The organism is Microbulbifer marinus, from assembly GCF_900107725.1.
GTDB classification, from domain to species: domain Bacteria; phylum Pseudomonadota; class Gammaproteobacteria; order Pseudomonadales; family Cellvibrionaceae; genus Microbulbifer; species Microbulbifer marinus.
The window spans coordinates 129,273-142,122 of sequence record NZ_FNQO01000005.1 but is presented as its reverse complement, the minus strand read 5'-3'; the positions used below and the strand labels follow the sequence as shown (position 1 = coordinate 142,122).

Below are 12,850 nucleotides of genomic sequence, written 5' to 3'. Positions count from 1 at the left end.
ACTGGACTCAGGCGACGCGGACTACCTGGAACATGCCGGCTTCCATGTGGTAGAGCAGGTGGCAGTGGAACGCCCAGTCGCCTTTCTCGATTGGCGTAATCAGCACAGACAGCGCCTCTCCGGGCTTGATCAGGATAGTGTGCTTGAAAGGGATCTCTTTATTGCCGGCTCCGGTTTCGAGCTGCATCCACATGCCGTGCAGGTGCATCGGATGCTCCATCATCGTGTGGTTGACGAGGAACAGCCGCAGTCGCTCGTTGTGCTTGAACAGATAGGGGCCAGGCTGCTCAGTGAATTTTTTTCCGTCCAGCGAGAAGATAAAGCGCTCCATGTTGGCGGTGATATTGATGCACATCTCCCGGTCCACCGTCGCTTTGTAAGGCTGCGGCTCGGCGGAGACCAGGTCCTTGTAGGTGAGCACCTTCCATCCATCGTGACCGAGGCCCACACCTGGCTCTGCCAGCCGGTCTTGAGGGTTCATTACCACCATGGCCACATTGGGGTTGTCTTTGTCCGGCAGGAAGGGCATGGGGCCATTGGGTCCGGGGATGGCGTCATCCTGCAACTGCATACGCTTGCGCCACAGTTTCTCCTTCATCGCGTCGCTCATGCCGCCGAAGTACTTGCCCTTCATCATGCCCATACCGATGTCTTCCAGCTTGCGGTCTGGGGTCGGCCGCAGTGGAGGGACCGGCGCCTGCATGCCCGGCTCTGGTGCGAGGGTGCCGCGAGCATAGCCGCTGCGGTCGAGAGATTCGGCAAACAGCGTATAGGCGCGTGCTTCGCGGGGCCTGATCAGCACGTCATAGGTCTCCGCAACGCCGATACGGAATTCATGACAACGAACGGGCTTTACCGCCTTGCCGTCGGCCATGACCACGTCCATATCCAGCCCGGGAATTCGCACGTCAAAGTTGCTCATGGAAGACGCGTTGATCACTCGCAGGCGCACGGTCTCGCCGGGCAGGAATCTGCCGCTCCAATTCATATCCGGCGAGTGACCGTTCATCAGGTAGGTGTAGATATAGCCCGTGACATTGGACAGGTCCCGCGGGCTCATATTCATCCTGCGAAAGGGGAGCAGTTCCGCATTGGCCTCGGCGAAGCCCTTCTTGCGGATATCGTGCAAGTAATTGAATACGGTGCGCTTGTAGTAGATGTAGTACTCGGGCGCGAGGTTGATATTGCGGAACAGTGTCTCGGGATCCGTGAAAGCCCAGTCCGACAGCACAATGACGTGGTCGCGGTCATAGTGAAACGGCTCGCCATCCTTCGGGTCGATCACCAGCGGCCCATAGGAGCCGGTCTGTTCCTGGAAGCGGGAGTGACTGTGGTACCAGTAGGTGCCAGCCTGCACCACCCTGAACTGGTAGCGGTAGGTCTCTGCTGGCTGGATGCCATTGAAATTGACTCCGGGCACCCCGTCCATGCGGAATGGCACCAGAATGCCATGCCAGTGGATCGAGGCGTGTTTGGTGTCCTGCAGGTGATTGGTGACATCCATTGTCACAGTGTCGCCCTGCCGCCAGCGTATCAGCGGCCCCGGGACGGTGCCATTGATGGCGGTTGCGGTGCCGGTGCGGCCGTCGATATCCAACGGGGTGTAGCGGAAGGCCAGATCGAAATAGGTTTGTGGGTGATAGTCGCCGATGCCTTCATGGAGGTATTTGGGCGAGGTGAGAGCCCAGGACGCGAGCGGGAAGGTGGCATTGATTCCGGTGGAAAAAATACCGGCGCCCAGTGTCTGCAGGAACCGGCGCCGCGTGCCGAACAGCGGCTGTCCATCCTTGTCCTGCTGCGCCATGGTCAACGATCCTTCTATCCCGGATATGTGCCAACCAGACTAGCGCACAGTACTCGCTCAAGAGAGTTACGCGCGCCATATTTCCGAAAGAGTCTGCAGCTACCGGGTCGGTGGGCCGAATGCCATCGTAACCCGCGCAGTTAGCGCGCGGTTGCCTGCGGCGCCATGCATCGAAATTCGATTAATGCTGGGGGCCGGTCAGCGTGGTGACCAGCGCGGTGATCAGCAGTATGACCGCACCCACCAGGATCTCCGTACGGATACTGCGGGCGAGTCTGCCGGTGAGCGCCGGAAGTCGTGGCACCAGCTGCCATTTGTTCTGCGCCGCGAGCAGCAACAGTGCGCCGACAAACAGCAGCTTCAGTGATAGCAACAGGCCATAGCTGCCCCGCAACAGCTGCCCCCAGCCATCGAGTAGGGCATAGAGCAGCCAGGTTCCGCAGACTACCAGTAGTGCGACCAGCCAGGCGGCCAGCCGCCCGAACTGTTCCATACCGTTGCGACACTGCACCGGATCCCCGCCGCGACATAGCCGCCACAGCGGATAGAGGGCACCCATCCAGAAGGCGGCGACGGCGACGTGCAGTGACAGGGCCGCGCGCGTTAATAGAGGCAGTTCTGCGGTGTGGCCGCGCCAGCCGAACGGCAGCAGCAGGAGGATCGCACCCAATAGCCAGAGGGCCGCAGCGACCCGGCGCCGGTCGAGCGGCAAGCTGAGTGCGGCCAGTGCAGTGGCGGCAAAACCCAGCGACTGCAACAGGGCGACGTTGCCCGCCGGGGACTGCCAGAGTATCGATAGGTAAACGGGCTCAAACATGCCGGGCAGCCCGGACTCGGCGAAGGCGCCGACCTGGATAAAAAAGCCTGCCGCACTGAGCAGCAGGCCCGCGATACAGGCGGGCACTAAATAAGCTTTGACCAGCGGCCTCATATCGCCGCGCGGTGTCCACAGCAACACGGTGGCTGTGCCGCCGACGGCGACCGACAGGGCGCCGTAGAGTAGCCATTTATTCAGTGCGAGGGCCGCTTCCCACACGGGCTACTTTCCCGCGGCAACCTGGAAGGAAAAATTCCCGGACATCTTGTGGCCGTCGCTGCCCATAATGGTCCAGGACACGGTGTATTCCCCTGCCTCCAGCGCCGGCAGTGCCAGGCTGATATCTTTTTCCGGCACGGCGCCGGGCATAAAGGCGAGTTTTACCTCGCCGCGCTCGCTCTCTTCGAGGGAAACGCGCATCAGGCGCACGGCCTTGGAAAAGTGCAGCTGCAGCTCCGCCGGTGACTCGCTCAGTTTTGCGCCGTCGGTAGGTACCGAGCTTTGCAGGTCGGTGTGAGCCGACAGGGCAGTACTGAAAAGCAGCGTGGCCAGCGTCAGCAATTTGACGAGAGATGTCTTCAGCATAATTTCGTCTCTTGAATTCTATCGTGGCTTGTTCGATGTTTTGGGCAGTGCAGGAGCGGCGGCTCCCGCACTGCCCGATTTACCAGCCTAGAACCAGGCGTGCAGACCGATCACCCAGCTGGTGACACTGGTATGTTCGCCCTCCTCGCGGGCGAAGTCGGCGGCGTTACCGAATTTCTTCTCGTAGTGTACGCCGATATAGGGCGCGAACTGCGGGGTAAATTCGTAGCGCAAACGCAGACCCAGCTCGACGTCCGAGAGCCCGGAGCCGGTGCCGGCTTCGCGGTCGTTCTGGCCGAAGAAATCCGCCTCGATTTCCGGGCTCAGAATCCACTGCTGGGTGAATAGCAGCTCATACTCTGCCTCCAGACGCAGGGCGGTATCGCCGTCACCACTGAAAAACAGCGCCGAATCCACCTCGAAGAAGTAGGGTGCCAGGCCGTTGAAACCAATGGTTCCCCAGTTGCGGCTGTCGCTCTCGGTTTCGAAGTCGTGGCGGATACCCATCTGCAGATCCCAGTAGGGCGACACGGCGCGACTGTACAGTGCGTGCAGCTCTGCCTTCTCCGTTTCGCCTTCCTCACGTTCCACTTCGGTTTTCAGCCACAGCTTGTTGCGATCGCTGCCGAACCACAGATCGCCTTTCAGCGCGCCGCCATCGTTCTCGCGCACCTCCAGTTGATCGAAAGTGACCTTGGTCAGCAGTACCTCGTGATCCATTACGTGATCCGGGGAATCCGGCGCGTGCTCCAGGTTGCTGGTCGCGCCTTCTCCGGCCGGATAGGAATCCATCTGCGCGGCGTGGTCGCCGTGCCCGTGATGGGACATGTTGTCCTCGGCCAGGGCCGCGTTTGCCGTGAGTGCGGCACATAAAATAATTACAGGTTTCATGGTCGCACTCCTTAAACAACACGCACTTCGCGGAACATACCCGGCATGTGATACAGCAGATGGCAGTGGTAGGCCCAGCGGCCGTAGGCATCTGCGGTAACCAGGTAACTGATTTTCGAACCCGGCTGTACCAGCACCGTGTGCTTGCGCGGAATGTACTCGGCATCGCCGGTTTCCAGCTCACTCCACATACCGTGCAGGTGAACCGGGTGCGTCATCATGGTGTCGTTCACCAGCGTGATGCGAATGCGCTCGCCGTATTTCAGCATCAGCGGTTCGGCGTCGTTGAACTTGATACCGTCCATGGACCACATATAGCGCTCCATATTGCCGGTCAGGTGCAGTTGCAGTTCCCGGGTCGGTTCGCGGCGGTCGATGGTCGGCGTCAGGTTGCGGATATCGCCGTAATTGAGCACGCGACGGCCGTAGCGTTCGGCGTGATCGCGCAGACCGATACCCGGGTCGTGCAGACCGCTCATCGGCATGTCTGAGCGCATGTCGACGCCGTATCCGTATTCGCTGGGCAGGTGCACGATCGGGCTGTTGCTGCCGTGGCCGGCGCGGCCCAGATTGTCGGTGAACCAGACGCCCTGCATGCCGCCGAGTTCCGGGCGGCCGCCGTGCAGGCTGTAGCCCTGCGTACCGGCCTGGTGCTGGCTGTGGTCCATGCCGCCCATGTTGTGCTGGCTGTGGTCCATTCCGCCCATATCGTGCTGGCTGTGGTCCATTCCGCCCATATCGTGCTGACTGTGGTCCATGGTGCCCATGTTGTGCTGGCTATGATCCATGCCGCCCATGTCGTGCTGGCTGTGGTCCATGGTGCCCATGTTGTGCTGGCTGTGATCCATGCCGCCCATGTCGTGCTGGCTGTGGTCCATGGTGCCCATGTTGTGCTGGCTGTGATCCATGCCGCCCATGTCGTGCTGGCTGTGGTCCATGCCGCCCATGTCGTGCTGGCTGTGGTCCATGCCACCCATACCAGCCATGCCGGCGTGGGCGCCGTGGCCCATGCCCATATCGCGGTGGCCGAGTACCGGGGCGTAATCCATCGGCGGCACCTCGGCTCGCAGCCCCGGCTCGGAGGTCAGCGTGCCGCGGGCGAAGCCGCTGCGGTCGATGGTCTGCGCGAACAGGGTGTAGGCACTGTCGCCATCGGGCTCGACAATCACGTCGTAGGTTTCGGCCACGCCGATGCGGAATTCGTCCACGGTGACCGGCTCGATGTTCTGGCCATCGGTCGCCACCACGGTCATCTTCAGGCCCGGGATGCGGATGTCGAAAATCGACATGGCCGCGGCGTTGATAAAGCGCAGTCGCACTTTCTCACCCTTGCGGAACATCGCAGTCCAGTTGGCGTCCGGCGTCTGGCCGTTCATCAGGTAGGTGTAGGTGTAGCCGGTCACGTCGGAGATATCGCGATCCGACATGCGCATCATGTTCCACATCTCGCGGTCGCGGAAGGTTGCCGCCACACCCTTGGCCTTGATCTCGCGCCACAGGTCGCCAGCGGTGCGCCGGCGGCGGTTGTAATAGTGCCCTTCTTTTTTCAGCTTGGCGTAGATGTCGTGGGGCGATTCGTCGCTCCAGTCGGACAGCAGCACGACGTAATCGCGGTCATAGGCCACCGGATCGGCGTCGGCCGGGTCGATCACGATGCTGCCGTAATTGCCCTGCTGTTCCTGGAAGTCCGAGTGGCTGTGATACCAGTAGGTACCGCTCTGATTCAGCTGGAACTGGTAGGTGAAGGTTTCACCGGGTTTGATGCCGTTAAAGCTGAGGCCGGGCACGCCGTCCATATTGCTCGGCAGGATGATGCCGTGCCAGTGGATCGAGGTGTCGTGGGCCAGGTGGTTGGTGACGTTCAGCGTGACCGTCTGCCCTTCCTTCCAGCGCAGTATCGGGCCGGGCACGCTGCCGTTTATTGCCACCGCAGTGCGCTCGCGGCCGGTGAAATTCACCGGCAGGTAGCCGATGTTCAGGTCAAACTGGTTGCCGCGCAGTGTCTGCGGTGCCGCGCCCGCACGCGGTGTGCTGGCGGCGAGCCCGGCCGGCATACCCAGCAGCGCTGCGCCGGCCGCCATGCCGGTGACAAAGCGCCGCCGGGACAGTTGCGGTAACTCCAATTGGGGTCCGTTTCTTCTTTTCATTGGTACCTCAGTGCTGTTGTTCGATGCTGTCGATGCGCGCATAGACGCTCTCGCTGCCGTCACTATTCAGCAGCACAACGTTATAGGGGGTAAAGCGGTCCTCTACTTCCATACCCGGGCTGCCCAGCGGCATGGCCGGCACGGCGAGGCCGCGGGCGCCCGCCGGCGGGTTCTGCAGGAACTGGCGGATGAGCTTGGCCGGGACGTGTCCCTCGAACACATAGCCCTCGGTCGATACGCTGGTGTGGCAGGACTGGTGGCGGGGTTCGATTTGGTGGCGGCTCTTGACGCCGTTCAGGTCATCCACATCCTTGGCGGTGACGTTGAAGCCGTTGTCGCGCGCGTGTGCCACCCACTTCTTGCAGCAGCCGCAGGTGGCGCTCTTGAAGGTGGTCAGTTCGATGGCGGCGCTCGCGGTTGTCGGTGCTGAATCGTTTTGCGCACTTTGGCTGCCGGATTCCGCGTCCGCACAGGCGGCCAGGGCCAGCACGGCGAGCGCAACGAGCGCAGAAGTCATGGACTTGATGGTCATGGCTGTTCTCTCAATTTGTATCGGCAAGTTGTTCGGTTGCAGTTATTTGCAGTCGTTGTCCGGATTGCTATCCGGTTCGCTACCGCGGAGCGAAGAATCGCCGCGGTATCAGTCCAATTGGGGGAGGAGCCTTTGCTCTGGACGGATTGACCCCGTATCAGCCAATTCTCGGCGGCTTGATCGCGGTTTCCGGATTCGGAGAGGAAGTGAGATCGCGATAGGTATTGGTCGCGAAGGCGCGCGGCAGAATATTGCTGCCGAGCTCGGCGTTGGGCAGTACCGAGGCGCAGTGGCCGGGACAGCAGGTACAGCTCTGACCGCAGTCGTCCGCAGCGCTGGGGGTTTCATCGCAGTGTGACTGCAGGTCCGCAACCGTCACCATGACGTCACCGCAATGGGTGTCGTGGCCGTCGCCACCGCCTTCCATCGGCTGGTCAGTCATCATTTCCGCGCTGGCGGTCATCATCTGCGTATGCATATCCGCGCACGGCTGTGCCATCACCTGTCCGAAAACGGTGATCAACATCAGCAACAGCAGTGATTTCGCGATGATTTTTTGCATGTACAGCGCTGGGTGAAATTTGGCCCTGAAGGTTAGAGGTTGTACGGCAGCTTGGCAAGCGCCGGGGCCGGGAGTTCCGGCCGGCCGACGCCTGCCGTCTTATCAGCAGCCGAAATCGTCGAAGGCGATCCTGTCTTCAGTAACCCCCAGCTGCGTCAGCATGGCGATACACGCCTTCAGCATCGGCGGCGGGCCGCAGAGGTAGAACTCGCAGTTGCCAATCTGCGGGTGGTCGCGCAGGTACTGTTCCGCGACGATATCGCTGATGAAGCCGCTGGCTCCGGACCAGTTGTCCTCGGCGCGCGGCTCCGACAGGCCCAGGCGCCAGCAGAAGTTGCTGTGCTCCGTGGCCAGCTGGTGGAACTCGTCTGCGTAGAAGACTTCGCGCAGGCTGCGGGCGCCGTACCAGAAACTGATTTTGCGGTCACTGCCCCGATTGCGCAGCTGATCCACGATGATCGAGCGCAGCGGAGCCATGCCCGCACCGCCACCGATAATCACCATCTCGCGATCGGTATCCGCTGCATGGAAATTGCCGAAGGGGCCGGATACTTTCAGCTGGTCACCGGGCTGCAGGTTGAACATATAGCTCGACCCGACGCCGCCGGGCACGGCGCCGTTGTCCTGGGGCGGCGGCTGAATACGCACGTTGAGCACTATGCAGTTGCCGGACATGGCTTCGACGGGTGCGTTGGCCATTGACTCGCCGGGGGCGTTAGCCATGGAATAGGAGCGCCGCACCGGTTCCAGGTGCTCGGCGGGAGCCGCGAGCCGCCACTGGCGCCAGTCCGCGCGGAAGTCGGTGTCTACAGGCAGATCCGCCAGCTGCAACCGATGCGGCGGCACCTCGACCTGGACAAAACTGCCGGCGCGGAAGTCGAAGCCGGCCGTATCGGGCAGGCGCAGGTGGATTTCCTTGATGAACGGTGTCAGGAAGCGGGTTCCCACCACTTCGGCGGTGTGCTGGCCGGCCTGCAGCAGGCTGTCATCCAGCGTCAGGCGTGTTGCGTCGGCGGCGCGCTGCTGACAGGCCAGCCGGTAACCGGCCGCCAGCTCAGTGCGGGACAGCAACGCCTTTTCACTGGCACTGACCGGTGCATCCGTCTCCATGCGTACCTGGCACAGGCCGCAGCTGCCACCACCGCCGCAGTTGGACGGCAGCTGTACGCCGTTGGCGGCGAGACCGTCGAACAGGTTGCTGCCACTGGCCAGGGCCAGTTGGTTGATCGGATTGGCATTGCTGTCAAACAGCTGCACTGCCACATGGCTGCGGCGCAGCTTCGCCACCAGGTTGAAGTCGTGACGGGAAAAGCTGGTGAACAGCAGCAGACAGCCGGACAGGGACATCAGCAGGGCGCCGAGACCAAATGCGATCACGAACGGGTTGTTGAAATCCTGCCGCTCGGTGTAATCCATGATGTGCAGCATCCAGAAGATGTCGAACAGGCGCCAGCTGTCGTTGCGGCGTTCGAGCACCCGGCCGTCCTGCGCGGAGATATACAGGCTGGTGGCAAACTCGTCCGCGACATCCACACGCCACATGGGGCCCTGATGTCGGCGCGCTTCCATATTGGCGGCATCCAGGCGCACCGGCTCGCCGATCAGCTGGTCGTCGCCGGCATAGTCCCGCGCGGCGATGGCGGCTGCGCGTGTACTGTCGATCACCAGCGGCGCGCCGCTTTGGGCATCGCGCAGCTCGATGCCATCTTGGGTCTGCACGCGGTAGACCGGGTGTTCAAGGCCGGGCTGCAGGCGAATATCGACGACGGAGCCGGGTGCGTACAGACGCGCGATAGCGTCGTGACCGACCGTCACGTCAGCCGTGCTGAGCTCGGCAGTCGCCGGGCTGGCTGCCAGGTGGCGGCCGCTGACGACACTGGAATCGAGCAGGTTGAACGCCAGTCCGCTGGCCAGCCACAGCGCCAGCTGCAGCCCGATGACGAGGCTGAGCCACTTGTGGGCCACTTTGACAAAATTCATGCGGTGGCCTCCTGCTGTTGACGGCTGTTTGCATTCCTGCGCTTGCCGAAGCTGTAAAACAGCAGCACCAGCCCGGCCAGTACGCTGACCAGGCTGAACAGTGTGGCGATCAGCAGCAGCGGATTGTGGATATTCTCGCGCGCCTCGTAATCCATGATGTGCAGCATCCAGAAGAAATCGAAGGCGCGCCAGTAATCATGGCGGCGTGTGGCCAGGGCGCCGGTATTGGGATCGATATAGAAACTGGTGCCGTAGCGATCATCGAAATTCACCCGCCACAGGGGCAGCGGGCGGGACTGCAGTTCGGTCGGCGGGTTATCGCTGATCAGCTCTGCGGAGGCCGCCGGCTGGTCGCCGGTATAGTAGTACTCCGCCAGGGCAATTGCGGTCTGTTGATCGAGCGGGGAAACCTCGGTACCGCTGTGGGCATCGAGCAGGTGGGCGCCGTCAGCGTCGCGCACGACGTAAAATAATTTTTCGCGAATCGACTTTAATTGCACGGACTTCACGCCCGCGCGATCGCGCAGCAGCGCTTCGCTAGGAAATAATTCTGCAGAAGTGGCCGGCAGTGGTTCGCGCAGATTCTGCACCAGGTGGTCGCCGTGGATAAAATCCAGGTTCATTACCACCATGTAGAAACCGCTCAGCGTCCACAAGAGCGCCTGCACTCCGATAAAAAGAAAAATCCACTTGTGGACTTTTCGCGAGATAGTTGCCGTTTTCATTGTAATTCTCTCGGTTACCTCATTGAGAATCGCACGGTAAGGCGGGAGTTTAACCCCCGCCGCCGTGAATGTATCAATCGAACCGGTAAGTCATGCGCACGTAGCTGCGCATGCCGGCCAAATCGTAGGTCATGGTGTCCGTATTGCCATCGGTCCAGCTGGCGACACGGGGTGCCTCCTGATCAAACAGGTTGTCCACGCCAAAACTCATCCGCAGTGCGTCGCTCATCGCGTAGGAGAGCTGTACATTGTGGTAGAAGATATTGGGCATGCTCGAACCGATTCCGCTGTCCGCGTTGAAGTCATCACCCTCGCCGATCATGCGGATCGAGTAGGTGCCGCTCCACTGGTTGCCGCGCGTCGTCAGCGACGCGTTGGCGCGCCAGTGCGGATAGCCGCCGTTACCGCTGCCGATGAAACCGTCGAGCACAAAAGGTTCGTCGCCTTCGAAGGCGGTGGTCTCATATTTCTTCAGGTACGAGGCCTTGAAGTCGAAAGTGTGCGACAGGCCGACCAGGTCGAAATCATACAGCGCACCGAAATCGATACCCTGCATGACTTCGTTACCGGTATTGAACTTCTGCGTGGACAGATAGTTCACGTCACCGTTGACCGGGTTGCGGGTGTGCTGGTCCGGCGCACAGAAAGCGTGGCCCAGGTTCGCGGACTCGTAACACATGGCCAACTTGGTGGAGCCGGACACTTCGCGGATGGCGTCGTCGATCTCGATATCGAAATAGTCGAGGGTCAGCGACAGGCCGTCCATCGGCTGCAATACCAGGCCGAGGGTAAAGCTTTCGGCACTCTCCGGGGTCAGGTTCGGGTTGCCGCCGCGATCGGTCAGGATGGTGGTACCGAGCTGGGTGTAATTCAGCGGGACGCCCGCGGCCTGACAGTTCTGGTACACGGTGCTGGACGGATCCAGTGACGCATAGTCGGAGCACGGGTCGGTGGTGGTCAGGTTGCCCTCGGAAACGCCGCCGAACAGTTCCGGCACATTCGGCACGCGGAAAGCCGTGGTCATGGTGCCGCGCACCTTCACCATGTCATTGACCTGCCAGTTGAGGCCCGCCTTGTAGGTATCCTCACCGTCGAACATGTCGTAGTCGGAGTAGCGCAGGGCCAGGTCCAGTTCCAGGGACTGCACCAGTGGCAGGTCGGCCAGCACCGGTATCAGCAGTTCGCCGTAAATTTCCCGCGCTTCGGTGGAGCCGGAAATCGGATCTTCCTGGTTGCCGAGTGCATAGCCCGCCTGTACCAGCGAGTCCGGCTTGCGCCAGCCGCTGTCTTCGCGCCACTCCACGCCCGCGGCCATGCCCACGGTACCGGCCGGCAGTTCGAACAGGGAGCCGTTGATATTGGCACTCACGCTTTTCTGCTCGTTGCCACCGGTGCCTTCCTGGTTGAAGACGATGTAGTCGAGTACTTCCGGCGTGACGTCACCGTAACCCAGGTAGTCGGCACAGGGAATACCGTTGCTGCCGCACAGGTTGGTGTCGATGGTCTCGCCCACGCGCTGCATATTGATGTTGTTGGCGATGGCATCGCTGGCGGTGTTGCGGCCCCAGTTAAACGCAATGTCGTAGCCCCAGTTGTCGTTGAGGTCACCTTCGATGCCGGTGACCATGCGCCAGGTGTCCACTTCCTGATAGAAATCCCGCGCGCCGTTTTCCAGCAGGCGGCGACGCTCCAGCACAACATCGCTGCCGGTGGGGTTGGTGGGGTGGTCGGCGCTGTACGCGAGGCCGGACAGGCTCGCCGGCGAGGCTGGCTGCATCGACTGGCGGTTGGTGAACATCAGCTCAGTGAACAGCGTCGCCGACTCGGAAATCTCATAGTTGCCGAGGGTGGTAAAGCTGAAACGCTCGATCGGCTGCACCGCATTGAAATACGGGTTGTAGTTAAAGCCGTGCTTCAGCCCGTCGTAGGGCTCATAGAAATCGCCGCTGCCATTCGGGTCCTGGTTAAAGTTGATACGGGTGGCTTCGGTCAGCACGGTGCCGTCCGCCAGTACGGCGCCGGCGGGCAGGGTCGTGCGGCCGCCAATGGTGGAGGAACTGCCGCTACATTCGCTGCGGCTGTCGCTGGTCAGCGGGCAGGGCACACGGTCGACCAGCGGTGAGGGGCCATTGTCCTGGTAGCTCATATTGACCATCAGGTTGCCGCGGTCGCCGGACACGCCCCAGGTCAGGTCGAGCACGGTTTCCTCGCCGTCGCCGAGCGCGGTCTGGCCATATTTGCCCTCGATTTCCAGACCGTCGAATTCCTTCTTGGTGATCAGGTTGACCACACCGGTAACGGCGTCGGCACCGTAAGTGGCCGAGGCGCCGTCCTTCAGTACTTCAACGCTGGAGATCAGCGACATCGGAATCATGGACAGGTCGACGCTGCTGTTGGCGCCGGTGCCGCCGTTGACCACCCGGCGGCCGTTGACCATCACCAGCGTGCGGTTAATGCCGAGACCGCGCAGGTTGATCTGCGGCGTGCCCCAGCCGTTGGAGGTCCAGTAGGCGTTGGTCTGGTTGCCGCCGAAACCGGCTGCCGCGGGCAGGGACTGCAGCAGGTTTTCCAGCGAACTCATGCCGGTGGCTTCAATGGAGGATTCACTGAGGACGGTAACCGGGCCGACGCCTTCGATATCGGCCCGCTTGATGCGGGTGCCGGTCACATTGACTTCTTCAATCTGCGACTTGGCGCCTGCATCTTCTGCCTGGGCGTAAGTCATCTGGCCGTAACCGGCAGCGGCAGCGGCCAACGCAATAAACAGCGGTGTTCTCGCGATCTTGTTGCTCATAGGTGTCATCTCG

The 12,850-nt window shown here is 61.6% G+C and carries 10 protein-coding genes; all 10 read right to left on the bottom strand.

Translation table 11 applies throughout. The features are described from left to right. Positions 1-7 precede the first annotated feature (7 nt). The gene (locus BLW36_RS16080; protein WP_091391057.1) at positions 8-1,804 is read right to left on the bottom strand and encodes a copper resistance system multicopper oxidase; all 1,797 of its coding nucleotides are present in this window, start codon (positions 1,802-1,804) and stop codon (positions 8-10) included. A 181-nt stretch (positions 1,805-1,985) separates the two neighbouring features. Then, positions 1,986-2,840, bottom strand: a complete 855-nt coding sequence (locus BLW36_RS16075; RefSeq protein ID WP_091391055.1) for a CopD family protein — start codon at positions 2,838-2,840, stop codon at positions 1,986-1,988. Between the two features lie 3 nt (positions 2,841-2,843). Next, the gene (locus BLW36_RS16070; protein WP_091391053.1) at positions 2,844-3,206 is read right to left on the bottom strand and encodes a copper resistance CopC family protein; all 363 of its coding nucleotides are present in this window, start codon (positions 3,204-3,206) and stop codon (positions 2,844-2,846) included. An 87-nt stretch (positions 3,207-3,293) separates the two neighbouring features. Beyond that, positions 3,294-4,097, bottom strand: a complete 804-nt coding sequence (locus BLW36_RS16065; RefSeq protein ID WP_244506300.1) for a copper resistance protein B — start codon at positions 4,095-4,097, stop codon at positions 3,294-3,296. 11 nt (positions 4,098-4,108) lie between these two features. After that, complete coding sequence (locus BLW36_RS16060) at positions 4,109-6,244, bottom strand: copper resistance system multicopper oxidase (protein ID WP_091391051.1); 2,136 nt, start codon at positions 6,242-6,244, stop codon at positions 4,109-4,111. Positions 6,245-6,251: 7 nt separating this feature from the next. Next, entirely contained in the window at positions 6,252-6,776 is a 525-nt protein-coding gene (locus BLW36_RS16055) for a DUF411 domain-containing protein (RefSeq protein ID WP_170833250.1), read from the bottom strand. Positions 6,777-6,933: 157 nt separating this feature from the next. Further along, positions 6,934-7,338 carry a hypothetical protein gene (locus BLW36_RS16050; protein WP_091391049.1) on the bottom strand — a complete coding sequence of 135 codons (405 nt, stop codon included), beginning with the start codon at positions 7,336-7,338 and terminating at the stop codon, positions 6,934-6,936. Between the two features lie 102 nt (positions 7,339-7,440). Continuing rightward, a complete protein-coding gene (gene nqrF / locus BLW36_RS16045; protein WP_091391047.1) occupies positions 7,441-9,318 on the bottom strand; it encodes an NADH:ubiquinone reductase (Na(+)-transporting) subunit F in 1,878 nt (625 codons plus the stop codon). Continuing rightward, positions 9,315-10,043 (bottom strand): PepSY domain-containing protein, encoded by a 729-nt coding sequence (locus tag BLW36_RS16040; protein WP_091391045.1) that lies wholly within the window; start codon positions 10,041-10,043, stop codon positions 9,315-9,317. The genes nqrF and BLW36_RS16040 overlap by 4 nt, the downstream gene beginning before the upstream one ends. Positions 10,044-10,116: 73 nt before the next feature. Then, complete coding sequence (locus BLW36_RS16035) at positions 10,117-12,846, bottom strand: TonB-dependent receptor domain-containing protein (RefSeq protein WP_091391043.1); 2,730 nt, start codon at positions 12,844-12,846, stop codon at positions 10,117-10,119. Positions 12,847-12,850: the final 4 nt, after the last annotated feature.

Bases quoted from the DNA above. Each gene is read 5' to 3' on its own strand.
- BLW36_RS16065 (WP_244506300.1), bottom strand. From the start codon at position 4,097: ATGAAACCTGTAATTATTTTATGTGCCGCACTCACGGCAAACGCGGCC.
- BLW36_RS16080 (WP_091391057.1), bottom strand. From the start codon at position 1,804: ATGGCGCAGCAGGACAAGGATGGACAGCCGCTGTTCGGCACGCGGCGC.
- BLW36_RS16050 (WP_091391049.1), bottom strand. From the start codon at position 7,338: ATGCAAAAAATCATCGCGAAATCACTGCTGTTGCTGATGTTGATCACC.
- nqrF (WP_091391047.1), bottom strand. From the start codon at position 9,318: ATGAATTTTGTCAAAGTGGCCCACAAGTGGCTCAGCCTCGTCATCGGG.
- BLW36_RS16060 (WP_091391051.1), bottom strand. From the start codon at position 6,244: ATGAAAAGAAGAAACGGACCCCAATTGGAGTTACCGCAACTGTCCCGG.
- BLW36_RS16035 (WP_091391043.1), bottom strand. From the start codon at position 12,846: ATGACACCTATGAGCAACAAGATCGCGAGAACACCGCTGTTTATTGCG.
- BLW36_RS16055 (WP_170833250.1), bottom strand. From the start codon at position 6,776: ATGACCATCAAGTCCATGACTTCTGCGCTCGTTGCGCTCGCCGTGCTG.
- BLW36_RS16040 (WP_091391045.1), bottom strand. From the start codon at position 10,043: ATGAAAACGGCAACTATCTCGCGAAAAGTCCACAAGTGGATTTTTCTT.
- BLW36_RS16070 (WP_091391053.1), bottom strand. From the start codon at position 3,206: ATGCTGAAGACATCTCTCGTCAAATTGCTGACGCTGGCCACGCTGCTT.